Origin of the sequence: Dickeya dadantii NCPPB 898, assembly GCF_000406145.1 — a bacterium.
GTDB lineage: Bacteria > Pseudomonadota > Gammaproteobacteria > Enterobacterales > Enterobacteriaceae > Dickeya > Dickeya dadantii.
The window spans coordinates 4688433-4707484 of sequence record NZ_CM001976.1 but is presented as its reverse complement, the minus strand read 5'-3'; the positions used below and the strand labels follow the sequence as shown (position 1 = coordinate 4707484).

At 59.0% G+C, this 19052-nt stretch carries 14 protein-coding genes; 8 read left to right on the top strand and 6 right to left on the bottom strand.

What is annotated here, in order from left to right:
• Positions 1-137: 137 nt before the first annotated feature.
• From DDA898_RS21125 to glyS, 3 genes are all read left to right on the top strand, one after another.
• Complete coding sequence (locus DDA898_RS21125; protein ID WP_038912294.1) at positions 138-944, top strand: sulfite exporter TauE/SafE family protein; 807 nt, start codon at positions 138-140, stop codon at positions 942-944.
• Between the two features lie 144 nt (positions 945-1088).
• Positions 1089-2003 (top strand): glycine--tRNA ligase subunit alpha, encoded by a 915-nt coding sequence (gene glyQ, locus DDA898_RS21120; RefSeq protein ID WP_013320049.1) that lies wholly within the window; start codon positions 1089-1091, stop codon positions 2001-2003.
• Between the two features lie 9 nt (positions 2004-2012).
• Positions 2013-4097 (top strand): glycine--tRNA ligase subunit beta, encoded by a 2085-nt coding sequence (gene glyS / locus DDA898_RS21115; RefSeq protein WP_038912293.1) that lies wholly within the window; start codon positions 2013-2015, stop codon positions 4095-4097.
• Between the two features lie 95 nt (positions 4098-4192).
• Here the strand turns inward: glyS and DDA898_RS21110 are convergent, their stop codons facing one another.
• Together DDA898_RS21110 and DDA898_RS21105 are read right to left on the bottom strand one after the other, a co-directional pair.
• A complete protein-coding gene (locus DDA898_RS21110; protein WP_038912291.1) occupies positions 4193-5302 on the bottom strand; it encodes an ABC transporter ATP-binding protein in 1110 nt (369 codons plus the stop codon).
• A gap of 337 nt (positions 5303-5639) precedes the next feature.
• On the bottom strand, positions 5640-6839 hold the full coding sequence (locus tag DDA898_RS21105; protein ID WP_013320046.1) for an ROK family transcriptional regulator: 1200 nt from the start codon (positions 6837-6839) through the stop codon (positions 5640-5642).
• A gap of 249 nt (positions 6840-7088) precedes the next feature.
• Here DDA898_RS21105 and DDA898_RS21100 point away from each other — a divergent pair, with 249 nt between their 5' ends.
• The 5 genes from DDA898_RS21100 to DDA898_RS21080 are packed head-to-tail and all read left to right on the top strand — an operon-like array spanning position 7089 to position 13020.
• Positions 7089-8210: an ROK family protein gene (locus DDA898_RS21100; protein WP_050570300.1), complete on the top strand. Its 1122-nt coding sequence runs from the start codon at positions 7089-7091 to the stop codon at positions 8208-8210.
• Positions 8207-9964: a glucosidase family protein gene (locus tag DDA898_RS21095; protein ID WP_038912290.1), complete on the top strand. Its 1758-nt coding sequence runs from the start codon at positions 8207-8209 to the stop codon at positions 9962-9964. The genes DDA898_RS21100 and DDA898_RS21095 overlap by 4 nt, the downstream gene beginning before the upstream one ends.
• Positions 9965-10016: 52 nt before the next feature.
• Complete coding sequence (locus DDA898_RS21090; RefSeq protein WP_013320043.1) at positions 10017-11261, top strand: ABC transporter substrate-binding protein; 1245 nt, start codon at positions 10017-10019, stop codon at positions 11259-11261.
• Entirely contained in the window at positions 11258-12205 is a 948-nt protein-coding gene (locus tag DDA898_RS21085) for a carbohydrate ABC transporter permease (protein WP_022631591.1), read from the top strand. The genes DDA898_RS21090 and DDA898_RS21085 overlap by 4 nt, the downstream gene beginning before the upstream one ends.
• A complete protein-coding gene (locus DDA898_RS21080; protein WP_038912289.1) occupies positions 12202-13020 on the top strand; it encodes a carbohydrate ABC transporter permease in 819 nt (272 codons plus the stop codon). Before DDA898_RS21085 ends, DDA898_RS21080 begins: the two co-directional genes overlap by 4 nt.
• Positions 13021-13179: 159 nt before the next feature.
• On the opposite strand, the gene uca is transcribed toward DDA898_RS21080, so the two are convergent.
• The 4 genes from uca to DDA898_RS21060 all read right to left on the bottom strand — a co-directional run bounded on the left by uca (position 13180) and on the right by DDA898_RS21060 (position 19027).
• Positions 13180-16773: an urea carboxylase gene (gene uca / locus DDA898_RS21075; RefSeq protein ID WP_038912288.1), complete on the bottom strand. Its 3594-nt coding sequence runs from the start codon at positions 16771-16773 to the stop codon at positions 13180-13182.
• 100 nt (positions 16774-16873) lie between these two features.
• Positions 16874-17509, bottom strand: coding sequence for an urea amidolyase associated protein UAAP2 (locus DDA898_RS21070; protein ID WP_013320040.1), 636 nt, complete (start codon positions 17507-17509; stop codon positions 16874-16876).
• Between the two features lie 2 nt (positions 17510-17511).
• Complete coding sequence (locus DDA898_RS21065; RefSeq protein WP_038912287.1) at positions 17512-18231, bottom strand: urea amidolyase associated protein UAAP1; 720 nt, start codon at positions 18229-18231, stop codon at positions 17512-17514.
• Positions 18232-18247: 16 nt separating this feature from the next.
• A complete protein-coding gene (locus DDA898_RS21060; protein ID WP_038902406.1) occupies positions 18248-19027 on the bottom strand; it encodes an ABC transporter ATP-binding protein in 780 nt (259 codons plus the stop codon).
• Positions 19028-19052 lie beyond the last annotated feature (25 nt).

Sequence of the window (19052 nt, the reverse complement as noted above, 5' to 3'; positions counted from 1 at the left end):
CGATTTCGGCGCACCATCCGCGTGGTGTGGCGATCATCAGCCTAAGCATGGTGCGATGCAACCCTGCGCAGACAGGAGCCGTGTGAGGCATGACGCCGGAATCAAATGACAAAGAGTATAAGCGACAGGGGACGATAATGGGGATTGAGTGGATTCTGGCCTATCTGGCGCTGGGCGCCGTGGTGGGATTTATGGCCGGATTACTGGGTATTGGCGGGGGCGGCATCATGGTGCCGGTGCTGACGGCACTGTTTGCCGCACAGGGCGTGGAAGCGTCGCATTTGGTGCATCTGGCGCTGGGCACCTCGATGGCGGCGATTGTGATTACCGCCATCTCCAGCCTGCGTACCCACCATCAGCATCAGGCGGTGCTGTGGCCGGTGGTGTGGCGCATCACGCCGGCGATTCTGGTGGGGACCTTCGCCGCCACCTGGCTGGCGGCGCTGTTGCCGACCCACGCGCTGGCGATTTTCTTTTCCTGCTTTATGGCGTACGTCTCGTTGCAGATGGTACTGAACATCAAGCCTAAACCCCACCGTCAACTGCCGGGCGTGCCGGGGATGTCGCTGGCCGGGCTGACTATCGGCGGTATTTCCGCGCTGGTCGCCATTGGCGGCGGGTCGCTCACCGTGCCGTTTCTGACCTGGTGCAACGTGCGTATTCAACAGGCCATCGGTACCTCGGCGGCGGTCGGCCTGCCGATTGCCTTGTCCGGCGCGCTGGGTTACATGATCAACGGCTGGTCGGCGACCGGCTTACCTGCATTCAGCGTCGGTTATGTCTCGCTGCCGGCGGTGGCGCTGATCTCCGCGGTCAGTTTCTTCACCGCGCCGGTGGACGCGCGTCTGGCACACCGGCTGCCGGTCGTCACGTTGAAAAAGGCGTTCGCCGGGTTATTGTTGCTGCTGAGCCTGAAAATGCTGCATACCGTGTTCGCGGGCTAATCGCCGCGCGGGAACTGGAAGAAAAACTCCGCTACAGAATAATGCGGCCCAAGTTGTTGCCGCATTCTGGCTGTATATCTTGCACTCAGAGGGTATACTGGCGCCTTCATTGTAAAAACCACTTGTATCGCGTGCGAATCCAACATGCAAAAGTTTGATACCAAGACCTTTCAGGGCCTGATCCTGACGTTACAGGATTACTGGGCGCGTCAGGGCTGCACCATCGTCCAACCGCTGGACATGGAAGTCGGCGCCGGCACTTCTCACCCTATGACCTGCCTGCGCGCGCTTGGCCCGGAGCCGATCGCCGCCGCCTATGTGCAGCCGTCCCGCCGTCCTACCGACGGCCGCTACGGTGAGAACCCCAACCGCCTGCAACACTATTATCAGTTTCAGGTGATCATTAAGCCGTCGCCGGACAACATTCAGGAGCTGTACCTCGGTTCGCTGAAAGAGCTGGGTATGGACCCGACCATTCACGACATCCGTTTCGTGGAAGATAACTGGGAAAACCCGACGCTGGGCGCCTGGGGTCTGGGTTGGGAAGTGTGGCTGAACGGGATGGAAGTGACTCAGTTTACCTATTTCCAGCAGGTGGGCGGTCTGGAGTGCAAACCGGTGACCGGCGAGATCACCTACGGTCTGGAACGTCTGGCGATGTACATTCAGGGCGTGGACAGCGTCTACGATCTGGTGTGGAGCAATGGCCCGCTGGGTAAAACCACCTACGGCGACGTGTTCCATCAAAACGAAGTGGAGCAGTCCACCTATAACTTCGAATACGCCGACGTGGATTTCCTGTTTACCTGCTTCGAGCAGTACGAAAAAGAAGCCCAGCAGTTGCTGGCGCTGGAAAAACCGCTGCCGCTGCCTGCTTACGAGCGCATTCTGAAAGCCGCCCACAGCTTCAACCTGCTGGACGCGCGCAAAGCCATTTCCGTGACCGAACGTCAGCGCTATATCCTGCGGATTCGTACCCTGACCAAAGCGGTGGCGGAAGCCTACTATGCCTCCCGCGAGGCGCTGGGCTTCCCGATGTGCAATCGTAAACAGAGCTGAGAGGCAGCGATGACAGACAAAACATTTTTGGTGGAAATCGGCACCGAAGAGCTGCCGCCGAAAGCTTTGCGTACCCTGGCGGAATCTTTTGCCGCCAACTTTACCGCTGAACTGGATGCCGCCGGGCTGGGTTATCAGTCGGTCAACTGGTTCGCCGCGCCGCGCCGTCTGGCGCTGAAAGTAGCCGGTTTGAGCGCTTCTCAGCCGGACCGGGAAGTGGAAAAACGCGGGCCGGCCATCGCGCAGGCGTTTGACGCCGAAGGCAAACCGACCAAAGCGGCGGAAGGCTGGGCGCGCGGCTGCGGCATCACCGTCGATCAAGCCGAACGCCTGACCACCGACAAGGGCGAATGGCTGCTGTTCCGCGCTCAGGTGAAGGGTGAAGCGGCGCAGGCGCTGTTGCCGGGCATGGTCAGCACCGCGCTGGCGAAGCTGCCGATCCCGAAACTGATGCATTGGGGCGATAAAGAAACTCAATTTGTGCGTCCGGTACACACCGTGACTCTGCTGTTGGGCGACGAACTGGTGCCGGGCACCGTATTGGGCATCGATTCCGCCCGCACCATCCGTGGTCACCGCTTTATGGGCGAGCCGGAATTCACTATCGATAACGCCGACCAGTACCCGCAGATTCTGCTGGAGCGCGGCAAGGTGCTCGCCGATTACGAGGCGCGTAAAGCCAAAATCAAAGCCGACGCCGAAGACGCGGCGCGCAAGATTGGCGGCAATGCCGACCTGAGCGACAGCCTGCTGGAAGAAGTCACCTCGCTGGTGGAATGGCCGGTGGTGCTGACCGCCAAATTCGAAGAGAAATTCCTGGCGGTGCCGGCGGAAGCGCTGGTGTACACCATGAAAGGCGACCAGAAATACTTCCCGGTTTACGACAACGACGGCAAGCTGCTGCCGAATTTCATTTTCGTCGCCAACATTGAATCGAAAGACCCGCAGCAGATCATCGCCGGTAACGAGAAAGTGGTGCGTCCGCGTCTGGCCGACGCCGAATTCTTCTTCAATACCGACCGTAAAAAACGCCTGGAAGACCATCTGCCGCGTCTGGAAACCGTGCTGTTCCAGCAGCAGCTGGGCACGCTGCGCGACAAGACCGACCGCATCGCGGCGCTGGCGGGCTGGGTGGCCGAACAGATCGGCGCCGATGTGAATCACGCCAAACGTGCGGGCCTGCTGTCCAAATGCGACCTGATGACCAACATGGTGTTTGAATTCACCGACACCCAGGGCGTGATGGGGATGCACTACGCCCGTCACGACGGCGAAGCCGAAGACGTGGCGGTAGCGCTGAACGAACAGTATCAGCCGCGCTTTGCCGGTGATGAACTGCCGTCTTCGCCGGTGGCCTGTGCGCTGGCGATCGCCGACAAGATGGATACCCTGGCGGGGATCTTCGGTATCGGCCAGCATCCGAAAGGCGATAAGGACCCGTTCGCGCTGCGCCGCGCCGCGCTGGGCGCACTGCGCATCATCGTGGAAAAACGCCTGCCGCTGGATCTGCAAACCCTGACCGAAGAAGCGGTGCGCCTGTACGGCGACAAGCTGAGTGCTATCAATGCAGGGAACGCCAACGTGGTGGACGATGTGATCGAGTTCATGCTGGGCCGCTTCCGCGCCTGGTATCAGGAAGAAGGTCACAGCGTGGACACCATTCAGGCGGTGCTGGCGCGTCGTCCGACTCGTCCGGCGGATTTCGACGCCCGTGTGAAAGCGGTAAGCCACTTCCGTACGCTGGAGCAAGCCGAAGCGCTGGCCGCCGCCAACAAGCGCGTGTCCAACATTCTGGCTAAATCCACCGAAACGCTGAACGACAGCGTGCAGGCGGCGTTGCTGAAAGAGAATGAGGAAATCCAGCTGGCGACCTACGTCACCGCGCTGACCAGCAAGCTGGCGCCGTGGTTTGCCGAAGGCCGTTATCAGGAAGCGCTGGGCGAGCTGGCGCAACTGCGCGAGCCGGTGGACAACTTCTTCGACAAGGTGATGGTTAACGCCGATGACCAGCAGGTGCGTATCAATCGCCTGACGCTGCTCAACGAACTGCGCAACCTGTTCCTGAAAGTCGCGGATATTTCGGTGTTGCAGTAAACGCCCGGATAACCAGCGCAGAGCGCTGTGTATGCCAAAGCCTCCTTTCCGGAGGCTTTTTTGTCATTGGATATCGCTAAACCGGGCTGGCGTTGTCAGGCCAGGTCTTGCTTTTTGGCAGCCAGCGACAGCCCATCACTGAGCCGGAACAGGTGCAGGCGTTCGGTCGGTAATGCCAGCATCAGCAAATCCCCTTCGGCGACATGGAGGTTGTCCGGCAGGTGTAAGGTTGTTTTGCTATCGTTGCCTTCAATATGCCCGTACATATAGGTTTCTGTGCCAATCATTTCCGCGTAATCCACCCGGAAAGGCAGCGCCTGTTTATGAGTGGGGTCTAATTGCAGGTGGCTTGGGCGGATGCCAAGTTCGATAGCCATGCCAGGCTCTGCCAGCTCTGGATTGACCGTCAGCGTCAGCGGGGGGAAGGCATCGATAGCAATCGACGCCTGATTGCCTTGTAATGCCGTAATGGTTCCCGCGTAAAAATTCATTTTTGGCGAGCCGATAAAACCGGCGACAAAACGGTTTCTGGGGTGATGGAAGAGCTGCAGCGGCTTATCGAACTGCTCCACTTTACCTGCATTGAGGATCGCGATGCGATCCGCCATCGTCATGGCTTCTATCTGATCATGGGTCACATAAACGATGGTACTTTTGAGCCGTTTGTGCAGCTTGATGATTTCCGAACGGGTATCCACCCGCAAGGCGGCATCCAGATTGGATAAGGGTTCATCGAACAGAAACACACTGGGGTTGCGTACAATGGCACGGCCGATGGCCACGCGCTGGCGCTGACCGCCGGAAAGCGCGCGCGGCCTTCTGGTCAGATAGGGTTCTATCTGTAGCATGCGGGCGGCTTCCTGCACGCGGGCCTGGATATCGGCTTTGGACATACGGGTGTTTTCCAGGCCGAAAGAGAGATTCTGCGCGACCGTCATGTGCGGGTAGAGGGCGTAGGACTGGAACACCATCGCGATACCGCGATCGCTTGACGAAACCTGCGTGACGTCATGGCCGCCAATGGCAATGGTACCGGACGTGCAGTCTTCAAGACCGGCTATCAACCTGAGCAACGTCGATTTTCCGCAACCGGAGGGGCCGACGAAAACCACAAACTCGCCGTCTTTAACATCAAGGTCGACACCCTTGATGATCTGCGTGTTACCGAAGGATTTCGTGATATTTTTTAGCCTAAGTTGTGCCATCAGATCGTTCCGTCCACCGCTCATTGTTGAGAGACGCGCTAGCCGATGTAAACCCGATCGGCTACCGGAGTGGATGACATCATGACGGAGCTTTATTTAGTTCGTCAATATGTCGAACTAAATAATTAAAAAAATGTGACATCAGGCAGGAATGAAGAAAATCACTTATAATTTAGGTGGTTATGATAGTTTTTTCTTATCGCTACGTTGAGGATCGCTGTCAGCCAGCGGTTCGATAGGGGGATATATCGGGCAAGAAAAGCGTGTTTTCCCGCGTGACCTGGCGGTTGCCTCAACTCTGCCATGCCGGAGTGATTCTCCGACATGGCGGGTAGGATCAGAGATGCTTCGGCAAGGAGATCTGCCGCGATAACTCGGGTAAGCCAAAAAGATAATTATGTAATTTATTCAGTGATATAGCTACAGACCCGGTGAGCACCGACTGTGACCCGAGGGTACTGGACTTGAGCTGGATTGGGTGAGGCGAGCAATTGTTCAGGTAAAAACGAATGCGCTCGGTCAGTTCCGGGCGGATGCCAATATTACCGCCAATGATAATGCTTTCAGGGTCAAACATCAGTGACACCGACAGGACCAGTAAGGCGGCGGTACGGGCGGTTTCTTCGATGGTCACGATGGCGGCGGGCTCTTTATCGGCGTAACGGCTTAGAATCTCCCGGACCGGCGTATTGGCGGCGCCGCCTGCAAAATGGTAGCGCTTGCTGATGCCTGCGGCTCCCAGTACCGATTCCAGCGTCCCCTGACGTAGACTCTCTGACGTATAGGCATCGCCGCCCAGCGGCAGATAAGAGATCTCACCGGCCGCACCCATCGCGCCGCGCAGCAGAATCCCTTCCAGTATCAGCCCCAGACCAATCCCGGTACCCAGCGAAATGAAGGCCAGTGAGTGATCATCCTGCCCGCATCCCCGCCAGTATTCGCCGATGGCCGCGGCATTGATGTCGTTTTCGATCAGCACTTCACAGCCGAAAGCCTGCTGCATGCTGTCTCGTAGCGCGAAGCCGCTCATATTTTTCAGGTTGGGCGCCATATCCAGCGTGCCGGTTTTCTGATTGATAACGCCGGGAATGGCGACGCTGACGCTGTGCAACTTACGTTCGTCTATCTGTTGCTGAGCCAGCAAATCCTTTTTTAACTGGCACAGGCGATTGACCAGGTTGATGCCGCCCGAGTTATCGTTTTCCTCTTCGTAATGCGCTATTTCATTGCCGCGGAGGTTAACCAGGCTCAGCCGAATGCTGGTGGCGCCGACGTCCATACCCAGCACGTAAGCCAGATCGTCGGCGATCTCGTAATTCATGGCGGCGCGCCCGACCTTACCTGATTCGAGCCCACAAGGGCGAACCCACCCCCGCTCTTCCAGGATCAGAATCACTTCAGACATGGTCTGCTTGGATAGCCTGGTCGCTTTCGCCATCGCCGCGCGGGATGCCGGTCCCGCATGCAGCAGGTACTCCATCACGGCACGGACGGATATCTGGCGAAGAACTGGAACATCATTTTCTATTTCAATCACTTATTTGTTCTCAATTATTCATCGGGACGGTATTGAATCAGGAAACGCGATCACCAGAGATGCCTGCATATTATGCAATAAAAGTGTTATCTCGCTCTCGTTTCTGTTCATCTGCCAGAGAAAATTATTATTTGACTCATGGTTCATGTTGACGGTATTCACCGGAAAGGATATTAATTCGTCATGTTGATGAACTAATTATAGCAGTTATTGATGGCAGTAATCCACGTCGGAGAAAAAGGACGTTATATGGCGAACTCGCAGCCACTTGGTAAAACTCTTGCAAACGCGCTTTCTCAGTTGGAGCGTCTGTCGCTGGAAACGACTTCCGGCTGGGCTGCCGCCCTCGATATTACGCCGGGGAGTGTGCAGAATTTGATGAATTTTATGGAAAAACAGCACATTATCCAGCAGAAGTCACCGGGTGTTGAATTACACCCGCAGTCGCCTGTGGTGATTGGTTTTGATCTGGGCGGCACAAAAGTCAATGGGCGGCTGACAACGTTGAGCGGGGAGGTATTGGCGCACACGTCGCAGCCTACCGCTAAAGGTGATGAACAGGCGGCGCTGCAACACATGTCGTCGCTGGCGCAGGCACTACTGCAACAGGCACATATCACACCGAACCGCTTGAAACATGTCGCTATCGGTATTCCCGGTTCAATCGATAAACAACGCAATGTACAGCTTTCGCCTAACCTGCGCCTTCCCGCCCGCTTACCCAACCTGTTTTCTCTGCCTGATGGGCAGTCGTGCCCGGTGGTATTCGAAAATGACGTCAACCTGGCAGCATTGGGGGAATACCACTATGGGCATGGCAAAGGCAGCGACTCGCTGGTGTTTATCGCCTTCGGTACCGGTGTCGGTATGGGAATTATTACACAAGGCAGCATCATCAGCGGGCACAACGGTATGGCGGGGGAAATCGCCTTATTACCATTGAGCGCAACACCTTACGACGACGCCAGAATTTCCGCAGGCGGGGTGTTTGAAGATCGCGTCAGCAGCAGCGCGATTCGCCAGCGTTATCTGGGCGGAGAGACTGAGGTTATCGATATTTTCCGCCGGGCGGAACAAGGGGACGAGCAGGCGCGTACCGTGCTGGAACACACCGCACAGATTGCCGCGTTGGGCGTGGCTTCAGCAGTGAGTTTGCTTAATCCTGAATGGCTGGTGCTGGGCGGCGGAATTGGTGCGAGACCCGCGTTTCATGAGCGCGTCCGTCAGCATGTACAGACATTGCTGCCGGTGCCGGTTCAGTTGGTCGGCAGCGCCTTGCTGGATGAAGCGGGTGTGGTCGGGGCCGTGCATCTGGCCAGAGAACACTGCCTGGCCGCATTAGCCTGGCATGATGTGAGGGAAGCGGTATGAACAGCAATAACATTTCGGTGTTGCCGTCAGAATGGGTATTGAAACCCCAGTTGGACGGACAACTGCTCAGCACCGCCGCGCCGTTACTGCCCTTTATGGCACGGCGCGTACAAGGGTCATTCTCTGCCGAAGAGGGCATCATGCAACTGGCCCTATGGGGCAGCGGCACGCTGGGACGTATTCATGTCGCACCGTTTAGCGGGCCTTGTACCTTTGCACCCAATCGTCTGCTGAGCGAAAAACAAGGCTTTTATGTGGCGCAATCACAGCCTGTGGTGTTGCTCACGCAGACTACGTTCCTGCGCTTTTATCCGGCGAAAAGACGTGCCTGGTGGGATCAGCAGGCTGGACGGGCATTGCGTGATAAGCAAGGGACGCAGCAGCGGTGGGTACTGCCCTGGGGGGTAGTGATTGTCGAGCAACGCGATAACGATGTACTGATCGCCGCCGGTAACGATGATGCGGAAGCGTTGCGCGGTCTGTCGCTCAGCACCGAGCAGATCAGGCTGGAGGCGCAGCGTTATATCGATGACTGCGACCAGTTACCACAGGCGCAACCGCTACTGCGTAGCATGGTGCAACAGAGTTTGCATGCCGCGTTGTCGAGCATCCGTTACGACCATACCGGGAAGTTCGCCGGGCTGGCGGCAGGGATGGACTACAGCGCCCCGGCTCGCACGTATTATCGCGACGGTTACTGGACGTTGCAGGCGTTGCTGCCGTTACAGCCGCAGATTGTGCTGGAGGAAATCCACCTGATGGCGGCAGGGTTGCAGCCGACCGGCGAAGCGCCGAGCGGGGTTATCCTCAATGGCCCCGGTTTGTCCGCCGCCTGGGAAGACGCACGACGCCATAACCCCGCCGTCAAAGAAAACCACAGCCGTCCGCAAGACTGGTGGAGTGACCATTTTGACAGCCCGCTGTTCTTTATTCTGACGATTGCCGACTACGTGCGGGTCACGGGGGATGTTTCTCCCTGCGAGCAGTACTGGCCGCAGATCGCCACCATCATTACACGTTACGAAGGCTTTATTCTCCATGAGGATGGCCTGCCTCAAAAACCGTCGCACAACGACCGGGACTGGGCGGATAACGTCTACCGTTTTGGCTACGTTGCCTACGATCTTGGCCTGTGGTTTGGCGCGGTTAACGCGGTGGCGCAATGGGCGGCAGAACGCGATCCGGCGCTGGCGGAGCGTTGCGCACGTCTGGCGTCTCAGGCGTCCCGCCACCTTGATGCCGTGTTATTACAGCCGGATGGTCATTACGCGGATTATGGTCGTCCGGGGGAATTTATTGAAGACCACCTCACGCTCGACAGCCTGACGTTGCTGCGCTACGGCGCGGTGGATGCCGGGCGTGCCGAGGCGGTGTTGCGTCGGGTTCAGGCCCGATTGGAGAGTCGTCACAACAGTGAACAGCGTTATGGCGACTGGGGGGTGCTGTGTGCGTGGCCGCCGTTCAAACGCCGCAGCGATACACGCGCCAAGTCGGCCTTTGCCCTGCGTTATCACAATGGCTCTGACTGGCCTTATCTGGATGGGTTGTACGCCGATACGTTGTTGCAGTACGGCATGCCGGGCAGTGAATACCCGCTGACGCGTTGGTGGATGACCTGTCTGGAACAGGGATGGGCCGGTGCGGTGGAGTACTTCTCACCGCCGTTTGGCCGGGGATCGTTATTACAGGGGTGGAGCAGTATGCCGGCTGCGGTGGTGATGAAGTATCGTCATCACTTTGACGGCGGACAGTAATCGCAGCGTAGTTTGACTGTGTGATGCAATAACATTGATCAGGAAACACATCATGAAGAAAAAGACTGTTATCGCAGTACTGGCTGGTGCTATGACGCTTGCATGTTCATCATTGCAGGCGGCCGAGTTGACGATCATGTGGTACGAGACGGATAAAAATGAATCCACCGTACTCAAGCAGCTACTGAATGAATATACGCAGCAGCATCCACAGACCACCTTTAATCTGCAACTGGTTCCTTATGACAATGTGATCCAGAAATTCCGCCAATACGCCGCATCGGGTTCCGGTATGCCGGACATCTCCAAAACGTCGTCGATGGAGGCAGTCATTCGCCCCTATCTGGTCGATTTCAATCAGTATTTTGGCAAAGACTACCTGAATCAGTACATCAAAGGATGGGCGGACGGCGCCAGACTCGGTGATAAAGCGATAGCAGCCCCGCTGTATGTGACGTCCACCGGGCTGTTGCTGAATGCCGATGCCTTCAAGAAGGCGGGTGTTGCCCTGCCGGATGTGCAGACCGGCTGGACGTGGGAAGAGTTCCTGCCGAAGATTAAAGAAGTCGCACAGAAAGCCCATGTCCGTTATCCGCTGGTGTGGGACGTTTCCGCCAGCCGTTGGATCATCCACGAATACCATTATGGCAACCATGTTTTTTCCACCGAGCCGCCGTATAAAGTGGTGATGGATAAACAGAAAGCGGCCAAAACGCTGGCGGATTTCGTGAAAATCGCCGATGACTACATGCCGCGCGGGCAGTGGTCAGGCTCCAGTTCGGATAACCCGAAAGAGCTGTTTATCGGTGGGCAGGCGGTGGCCTGGATGACCGGTAGCTGGCAGTTAAGCTCGCTGGCGCAACGCGCCAAATTCGACTGGCGTGCCGGCTATACCCCACGGGGTACGGTGAAATCCAGTGTGTACGGCGGCGAATACGTGGTGGCGTTCAACACCAGTAAACACCTCGATGAGTCTACCAGTGTGATCAAATGGCTGACCTCGCCGGATGTCCTGAAACGTCTTTCCGTACCGATCGGCATGATCCCGGCCACCTTGTCCGATGAGCCGGTGAAATATGAGGATCCGAAAATCAGCCAGGCGATGGCGCTGATGCAGCATGAACTGGTGGAAAGCCCGGCTTATGCGGCGGCGGATCAGGCCAATGAAGCGATGCAGTTCGTCTGGGCACCAATGAAAGACGCGGTTATGCAGGCGGTTACTCATCAGATAACGCCAGAGCAGGCCATCGAGAAAATCATGAAGGCTGCCCAGGATGGACTAGGGGCATCTCAATGAAAGTGATGAATCCGGAGCCGGCCAGTCTGGCAGTCATGTCGCAAGGTTCGGGAGTGTTTACTCGTCGTCTCAGGAAGTACTGGCCTTATTTGTTGATATTGCCGTCGTTTGGGTTGTTGCTGTTGTTCACCTTCTATCCATTACTGCAAGGGTTTTGGATGTCGGTATTTCAACGCGGTGTGGTGGTGTTGCCTCAGGTCGCCAGCACGCAGCCTAAATTCGTCGGGATCGATAACTTTATCCAGGTATTTACTGACCCCGAATTTCAGCATGTGCTGCTGCGCACGGTGGTGTTTGTGGTATTTGCCGTGCCGCTTAATCTGGTCATCGCTCTGTGTATGGCGCTGTTGCTGGCGCCCCAGATGCGGGGATTCGGACTGGCGCGAACCATCGTCTTTTTCCCGTCGATGATAAGCCTGCTGACCATCGGCATCATGTGGAAATGGCTGTTTGGTTATAACTCTGGATTAATCAACTATGTACTGAGCCTGGTGGATATCAGCCCGGTTCCCTGGCTACAACAGGAAACCATGGCGCAGATTGCGGTGGTGATTGTGTGGGTGTGGGCCAGCGCGGGCTTCAATATGATGATCCTGTTGGCGGGATTAACGGCCATTCCGGAGGATTTGTATGAGGCCTCCCGCATGGACGGAACCAGCCGCTGGCGCACCTTCTGGCGCATTACCCTGCCGCTGCTGCAACCCAGCGTGGTGGTCGTGGTGGTGCTGTCATCGATAGAAGCCTTCAAGGTCTACGAACTGGTGATTTCGCTGACGGGCGGTGGGCCGGGACGCGCCACCGTCTATCTGATTCAGACCATTTATGAAAATGCCTTCATGCAACCGGCGACAGCAGGGGTTGCAGCGGCACAATCGGTGGTGCTGTTCGTGATTTTGTTCGCGCTGTCGGTCATCCAACTTCGTCTGTCGAGGAGTTTCAAATGAAGGGGTCATCTCTGCTGACGCGCTGGATAATCATTGGTTTCATGCTGCTGTTTTTCCTGTTGCCGCCAATCTGGATTTTTTCCAACGCGCTGAAGTCGGTCGATGAGATTTTCGCCTGGCCGCCATCGCTGTGGCCGCAAAACGCGACGCTGGAGAATTTTGTCGATGTGTTCGTCAACACCAACTTTGTTCATACGCTCGGCAACTCCTTTTTCGTTTCCGTCCTGTCATCGCTGCTGTCGGTCACGATCAGCGTGATGGCGGGCTATGCGCTGGCGAAATTCCGGTTTCGGGGGGATACGCTGGTTTTCATGGTCATCATGTGTGCGCTGATGATCCCGCTGCAGATTATCCTGATTCCGATTTTCCTGCTGCTGCGCGACCTGCATCTGCTCAATACGCTGTGGGGGGTGATTATCGCGCCGGCGGCGACGCCTACCGGGGTGTTCCTGATGCGGCAGTATATCCGCAACATTCCTGACAGCCTGCTGGAAGCGGCGCGTCTGGAAGGCACCGGAGAGTGGCGAATCCTGTGGCGTATCGTGGTGCCGCTGTCGTTACCGGCAATCGCCACACTGGCGGCCTTTACCTTCGTCTGGCGTTGGAATGATTTTCTGTGGCCGTTTCTGGTCATCAGCGATCAGAGCCAATGGACGGTGCAACTGGCGCTGGCCAGTAACGTCGGTCAGTTTGATATCAACTGGCCGCGCCTGTTAGCGATGTCGGCGATGGCGGTATTGCCGATGCTGGCGATTTTCCTGGCGCTACAACGCTATTTCATGAACGGATTGATGGCTGGCGCGACCAAGGAGTAAGTGGCGTCCGCTTGATGTCTTGATGCAGTGATGCAGTGAAATGAAATAAACCCGCACGCTACCAACGCGCGGGTTTATTGTATGCATGTTTTATTGGACTGACGCTTTATTGGACTGATGTTTTACTACTGAATGTTTGACTACTGAATGTTTTACCGGTTAATGCTCCGCCGGTTCGATCACCATCAGCAACTGCCCCGCTTGCACCTGATGGCCGGGTTGACGGTGCAGCGTGTGGATAATGCCCGCGACCGGCGCGGTGATGGGAATTTCCATTTTCATCGACTCCAGAATACCGACGATTTGCCCGGCGCTGACGCTATCGCCGGGGGCGGCAAGCCATTGCCACACGCTCCCTGCCACCTGACTTTCCACACCGTAACCGTTAGCCGGGATCACCTCATCGTCGCTGGCCGTCTCTTGCAGGCTGCTGTCGAAGGTGAACTGGCCGTCGGCGCGCCAGCGCGCCAGTTCCTCGTCAAATGCCCGCTGGCGTTGCTGCTGGAAAGCGTCGATCGCCGGTTGCTGCTCCACCAGATTCCGCTGATAGTCGGCGAGGCGGAACTCCCCTTCTTCGGTACGCAATGGGTAATCTCCCCACGGAAAGCGCTCGCGGGCAGCCAGCAGCTCCTGCGCGCTGACCGGATAAAAGCGAATCTGATCGAAGAACCGCAGCAACCAGGGCTGACGAAAGGCGTCGGTTTGTCGATCGCGGTTCCACATCTGTAACGTGCGGCCGATGAACTGATAGCCGCCAGGGCCTTCCATGCCGTATACACACAGATACGCGCCGCCGATGCCGACCGAGTTTTCCGCCGTCCAGGTGCGGGCCGGGTTGTACTTGGTGGTGACCAGCCGGTGGCGCGGGTCGAGCGGGGTGGCGACCGGCGCGCCGAGGTAGACGTCTCCCAGCCCCATCACCAGATAGCGGGCGCTGAACACGATGTCTTTAACCTGATCCGCCGAATCCAGCCCGTTGATGCGACGGATGAATTCGATGTTGCTGGGGCACCAGGGGGCGCCGGGCCTGACCGACTGGGTATAGCGGGTGACGGCCTCGCGGCAGGCGTCGTCGTCCCAACTGAGCGGCAGCCACACGGTGCGGGAGGGAACGGCGGCATCCTGCAGATTGCCGAGCGCGTCGTCCGCTTGCTGCAGATGCGCCAGCAGTGCATCGCGCGGGCATTGCAGGCTATCGAAATGGATTTGCAGCGAGCGGATACCCGGCGTCAGCTCCTGCACGCCCGGCAACGGATGCCGTTCCAGCCACTGCATCAGCGCGTGCACGCGAAAACGCAGGGCGATATCCAACTGGTGCTCGCCATACTCCAGCAGCAGGAAACGGTCGCCTGCGGCGAGGCAGGTCACCGATGGTCGATCGTCTTGCGCCGGTCGGCGGTACAGCACGGGCGATGGGCAGCAGGCGGCGAGGGTCGGCTCCACGATCGGGCGAGCGGCGGAGATGGCGCATTCCGCTTCGCGCGCCAGTTCGTCGGCCTGTTCCAGCGTTACCGGCATGAAACGAATGCTGTCACCCGCTTTTAACTGGCCGAGTTTCCATAAATCGGCGTGGATCACCGTGGCCGGGCAGACGAACCCGCCCAGCGACGGGCCGTCCGGCCCCAGGATGACCGGCATATCGCCGGTAAAATCCACCGTGCCGAAGGCGTAGGCGTTGTCATGGATATTGGACGGGTGCATGCCAGCTTCGCCGCCGTCGGTTCGCGCCCACTGAGGTTTCGGGCCAATCAGCCGGATGCCGGTGCGGCTGGAGTTGTAATGCACCTGCCAGTCGGCGGCGAAAAACGCCTCGATATCCTCTGGGGTAAAGTAGTCCGGCGCGCCGTGCGGCCCGTAAACCACCCGTAATTGCCAGTGAGAGTTCCAGTCGGGGGCGGGTAAGACGGCGTCAGCGACCGGCAGCGCGGGGGCGGCCAGATGCAGTACGTCGCCGGCGCGCAACGCCCGCCCGGCATGGCCGCCGAATTTGCCGAGCGTGAAGGTGCTGCGGCTGCCCAGATACGTCGGGCAGGCCAGACCGCCGGCCAGCAACAGGTAGCTGCGGCAGCCGGCGCCCTGAATATCGCCAAGCGTCAGCGTTTGCCCGGCGCGGGCATGGTGAGTCCGCCAACTGGCGAGTGGAACATCATCCAGCCGGGCGTCGATGGCGGCGCCGGTGATAACGAACGCACAGTCGTGGTTGAAGCGCAGCGTCGGGCCGCGCAGGGTGATCTCCAGCCCGGCGGCATCCGGCGCGTTGCCCAGCAGCTGGTTGCCGAGCCGGAAGGAGCGAACGTCGAACGGACCGGAAGGCGGCACGCCGACATGCCAGTAGCCGGTGCGGCCGGGCGCATCCTGCACGGTGGTGAGCGTGCCGCCGCCGAGGACATCCAGTGTCGCGGGCTGCCAGACGACGCTGCCCAGCGTCGCGGTGATGATGTCTCCACACCTGACGGCGGGCAGGGTCAGCAGGTGGCGCAGCCAGTCGAGATTGGTTTCGATGCCGTACAGCGACGTGGCGTCTAGCGCCTGCGCCATACCGTCGAGCGCGGCGTCGCGGCTGGCGCCGTGAACGAGGACTTTCGCCAGCATCGGGTCATAAAATGGCGACACCTCGCTGCCGCTGTCCAGCCAGTGGTCGATGCGCAGGGTGAGGCCGGGCAGCGCCTGCGGAAAGCTGACGTTGCTCAGCAACCCGGCACACGGCTGGAACTGTTTGGCCGGGTCTTCGGCGTACAGCCGCACCTGAATAGCGTGGCCGCGCGGCGCGGCGGCAAGCGTGTGGAGCGGCGGCAGACAACCGGCGCCCAGCGTCACCATCCATTGCACGATGTCGACGCCGTACACCATCTCGGTCACGCCGTGTTCCACCTGCAGGCGGGTGTTGACCTCCAGGAACCAGAACTGCTTGCTGCTTTCGTCGTACACATACTCTACCGTGCCCGCGCTGCGGTAGTTCACCGCCTGACACAGCCGGATGGCGGTGGCCTGTAGTTCGGCGCGCACGCTGTCGCCAAGGTTGGGGGCCGGGGTTTCCTCAATCACTTTCTGGTTGCGACGCTGGGCGGAACAGTCGCGCTCGCCAAGGGCTATCACGTTGCCCCGGCCGTCGCCGAATACCTGCACTTCGATGTGGCGGGCGCGGGCGATGAATTTTTCCAGAAACACGCCGTCGTCGGCGAAGTTGTTGCCCGCCAGCCGTTTCACGCGGGTAAAGGCATCGGCCAACTGGTCTTCGTCATTGCAGCGCTGCATGCCGATGCCGCCGCCGCCTGCGGTGCTCTTTAACATCACCGGATAACCAATGCGTCGCGCCTGCTCGCAGGCGCTGTCCAGCGAGGTGAGCAGGCCGCTGCCGGGCAACAGCGGCACGTCATTCTGCTGCGCCAGCGCGCGCGCCTGATGCTTGAGGCCGAAAGCGGTCATCTGCGCCACGGTCGGGCCGAGAAAGACCAGGCCCGCCTGTTCGCAGCGAGTAACAAAGCCGGCATTTTCGCTCAGAAAACCGTAGCCGGGGTGAATCGCCTGCGCGCCGCTTTGCGCGGCGATGTGCAGTAATTTGTCCTGATTCAGGTAGGTGTCGCGCACCGGGCCGTCGCCCAGCGGCCAGGCTTCGTCCGCCTGACGCACGTGCAGCGAATGACGATCCGCTTCGGCGTAAACGACGATGGCTTTCACGCCCATTTTTTTCAGGGTGCGGATGATACGCACCGCGATAGCGCCACGGTTGGCAATCAGTACTCGCTCAAACATGACAGAGTCTCTTACGGGCAGGTCGTCCTGCGAAGTCTCGGACGCTGCTGCGGGTCGTCCCGCGCGTCGCTGTTCCCGATGCGTGCCGTTGCCGCCGCGTTTACCAGACGGCGATGTCGATCGGGGTGGGGTTGTAGCCGTTACAGGGATTGTTCAACTGCGGACAATTGGAGATCAGCACCAGCACGTTCATTTTCGCCACCATTTCCACGTATTTCCCCGGTGCGGAGATGCCGTCGGCGAAGGTCAAACCGCCGTCCCGCGTGACCGGCACGTTCATGAAAAAGTTGATGTTGTGGGTGATGTCGCGTTTGGTCAGGTGGTATTCCGGGTGTTGCGCCACGGCCAGCATCCAACTGTCGCGGCAGGCGTGCATGTGGCGTTTTTCCAGGTCGTAGCGCACGGTGTTGCTCTCGGTGGCGCAGGCGCCGCCGAGGGTGTCGTGACGCCCGCAGGTATCCGCCACGATTTCCAGCATCGGGCGGTCCTCATTGGAGCGTAGTACGCTGCCGGTGGTGAGAAACACGTTGCGCTGACCGCGCAGCGTATCGGTCACGCTGTAGCGCTCGGCGGTATCGTCGGCGTTGTAGAACAGGGTGTCGGCGGCCTGATTACCTTCGAGATCGGTAATACGCAGCGTCTGGCCGGCTTCGATGCGGTGCAGCCAGTAGTCGCCGGCGGGAAGGGTGGCGCGGTAAACCGCCGTGGCGGGGTCGCGCTGACTGGTCTGGATCATAATCAGACTCCTTGTGGTTGCTCAGCCAGATAGTAAAGCGTGTTGTTGCGCAGCCCGCGTCGGTTCTCCGGTCGCGCCAGACAGATGTCCGGCAGCGGCGCGCGCTGATAGTCCAGCGTCAGCAGGGCCGGATGGTGCGGATAGTCGGCGGCGGTGTTGAGCGGATGCGGGCAGGTATGCAGGATAACCAGCGTATCCATAGCGAAACGCAGCGTGACGCCAGCGCCGGGTTGCCCCTGCTGTTCCAGCGTCAGGTTGCCGTCGTCGTCGCTGCTCACGCGGGCGAAAAAGTTGACGCAGGCGGCCATGTCGCGTTTGCCGAGGCCGTATTTCGCCAGTTCCACCAGAAAGCTGTCGTAGCCGTTTTGGTGACGGCTGTTACGCGCCTGCTGGTAGCTCAGTTCGCCGAACTGACGCGCCACCTGCTGCGCGTTGCTGGTGCCGCACACGGTTTCATGCCAGCCGAAACTGTCGGTTTCGATGCCGCAGAAAATACGGCCCATATCCGAGTACAGGCAGTGGCCGGCGGTCAGGCGAAACGTGTGCTGGCATTTGAGCGTGTCCGGCGCGTTGTAACGCTCCAGCGGATTTTCCGGGTTATAGAACAGCATGCCCACGTTGGTGCCGCCTTCGATGTCGGTCAGGCGCAGCGCGGTACCGCGGCGCATCACCAGCGACCAGTGCGAACCGGCGGGCAGTTCAGTCTGATAATGATCGTTCATTGTGTGATTCCTCCCATCAGGCGACGTGCCGCCGCCCGTCAGTCAGTTCTCCCATTGAAGCCGGCACACCGGCAGGCGCGCGCTCCAGAGGAAGGTCGTAGGTAATGCTGGCGCCAAACGCGTCCGGCGCTTGCGGGTCCTGGCGGATCTTGTCGAACACCCACAGGCGCGACCCGAGCGAAAAACCTTCTTTAAGGTCGTGGGTGATCATGAAAATGGTCAGACGGTGCTCCTGCCATAACTGGCTGATCAACTGGTGCATTTCGGCGCGGATGCCGGGGTCCAGCGCGCCGAACGGTTCATCCAGCAGCAGAATACGCGGCCGTTTGATCAACGCCTGCGCCAGCGCCAGCCGCTGCTGCATGCCGCCGGACAACTGGTGCGGGTACTTATGGGCGGATTGCTCCAACCCTACCTGACTGAGCATCGCCATCGCTTCGGCGCGCAGGGCTTGACGACGTTGGCCCCATACCCGGCCCAGCCAGCGGGCTTCGGCGAATTCCGCGCCGAGCATGACGTTTTCCGCCACGCTGAGGTGAGGGAAAACCGAGTAGCGCTGGAACACTACGCCGCGGTGTTCGTCCGGCTCCTGCGGCATCGGCGCGCCGTCGAGCAGCAACTGGCCGCTGCTGGGGCTTTCGGTGCCGAGCAGCATCTTGAGAAAGGTGGTTTTGCCGCAGCCGGATGCGCCGACGATGGAGACGAATTCGCCTTCCTCAACCGAAACATTGAGCCGTTCCAGCACCACCTGACCGTCGTACTCTTTCCTGATGTTTTTTAGCGTTAATAACGACATAGGTTCTCCTGCATTCCGCAACGGC

What these genes read in the sequence shown, in the direction of transcription:
- DDA898_RS21125 (WP_038912294.1), top strand. Translation starts at nt 138, where the DNA reads ATGGGGATTGAGTGGATTCTGGCCTATCTGGCGCTGGGCGCCGTGGTG.
- glyQ (WP_013320049.1), top strand. Translation starts at nt 1,089, where the DNA reads ATGCAAAAGTTTGATACCAAGACCTTTCAGGGCCTGATCCTGACGTTA.
- glyS (WP_038912293.1), top strand. Translation starts at nt 2,013, where the DNA reads ATGACAGACAAAACATTTTTGGTGGAAATCGGCACCGAAGAGCTGCCG.
- DDA898_RS21110 (WP_038912291.1), bottom strand. Translation starts at nt 5,302, where the DNA reads ATGGCACAACTTAGGCTAAAAAATATCACGAAATCCTTCGGTAACACG.
- DDA898_RS21100 (WP_050570300.1), top strand. Translation starts at nt 7,089, where the DNA reads ATGGCGAACTCGCAGCCACTTGGTAAAACTCTTGCAAACGCGCTTTCT.
- DDA898_RS21095 (WP_038912290.1), top strand. Translation starts at nt 8,207, where the DNA reads ATGAACAGCAATAACATTTCGGTGTTGCCGTCAGAATGGGTATTGAAA.
- DDA898_RS21090 (WP_013320043.1), top strand. Translation starts at nt 10,017, where the DNA reads ATGAAGAAAAAGACTGTTATCGCAGTACTGGCTGGTGCTATGACGCTT.
- DDA898_RS21085 (WP_022631591.1), top strand. Translation starts at nt 11,258, where the DNA reads ATGAAAGTGATGAATCCGGAGCCGGCCAGTCTGGCAGTCATGTCGCAA.
- DDA898_RS21080 (WP_038912289.1), top strand. Translation starts at nt 12,202, where the DNA reads ATGAAGGGGTCATCTCTGCTGACGCGCTGGATAATCATTGGTTTCATG.
- uca (WP_038912288.1), bottom strand. Translation starts at nt 16,773, where the DNA reads ATGTTTGAGCGAGTACTGATTGCCAACCGTGGCGCTATCGCGGTGCGT.
- DDA898_RS21070 (WP_013320040.1), bottom strand. Translation starts at nt 17,509, where the DNA reads ATGATCCAGACCAGTCAGCGCGACCCCGCCACGGCGGTTTACCGCGCC.
- DDA898_RS21065 (WP_038912287.1), bottom strand. Translation starts at nt 18,231, where the DNA reads ATGAACGATCATTATCAGACTGAACTGCCCGCCGGTTCGCACTGGTCG.
- DDA898_RS21060 (WP_038902406.1), bottom strand. Translation starts at nt 19,027, where the DNA reads ATGTCGTTATTAACGCTAAAAAACATCAGGAAAGAGTACGACGGTCAG.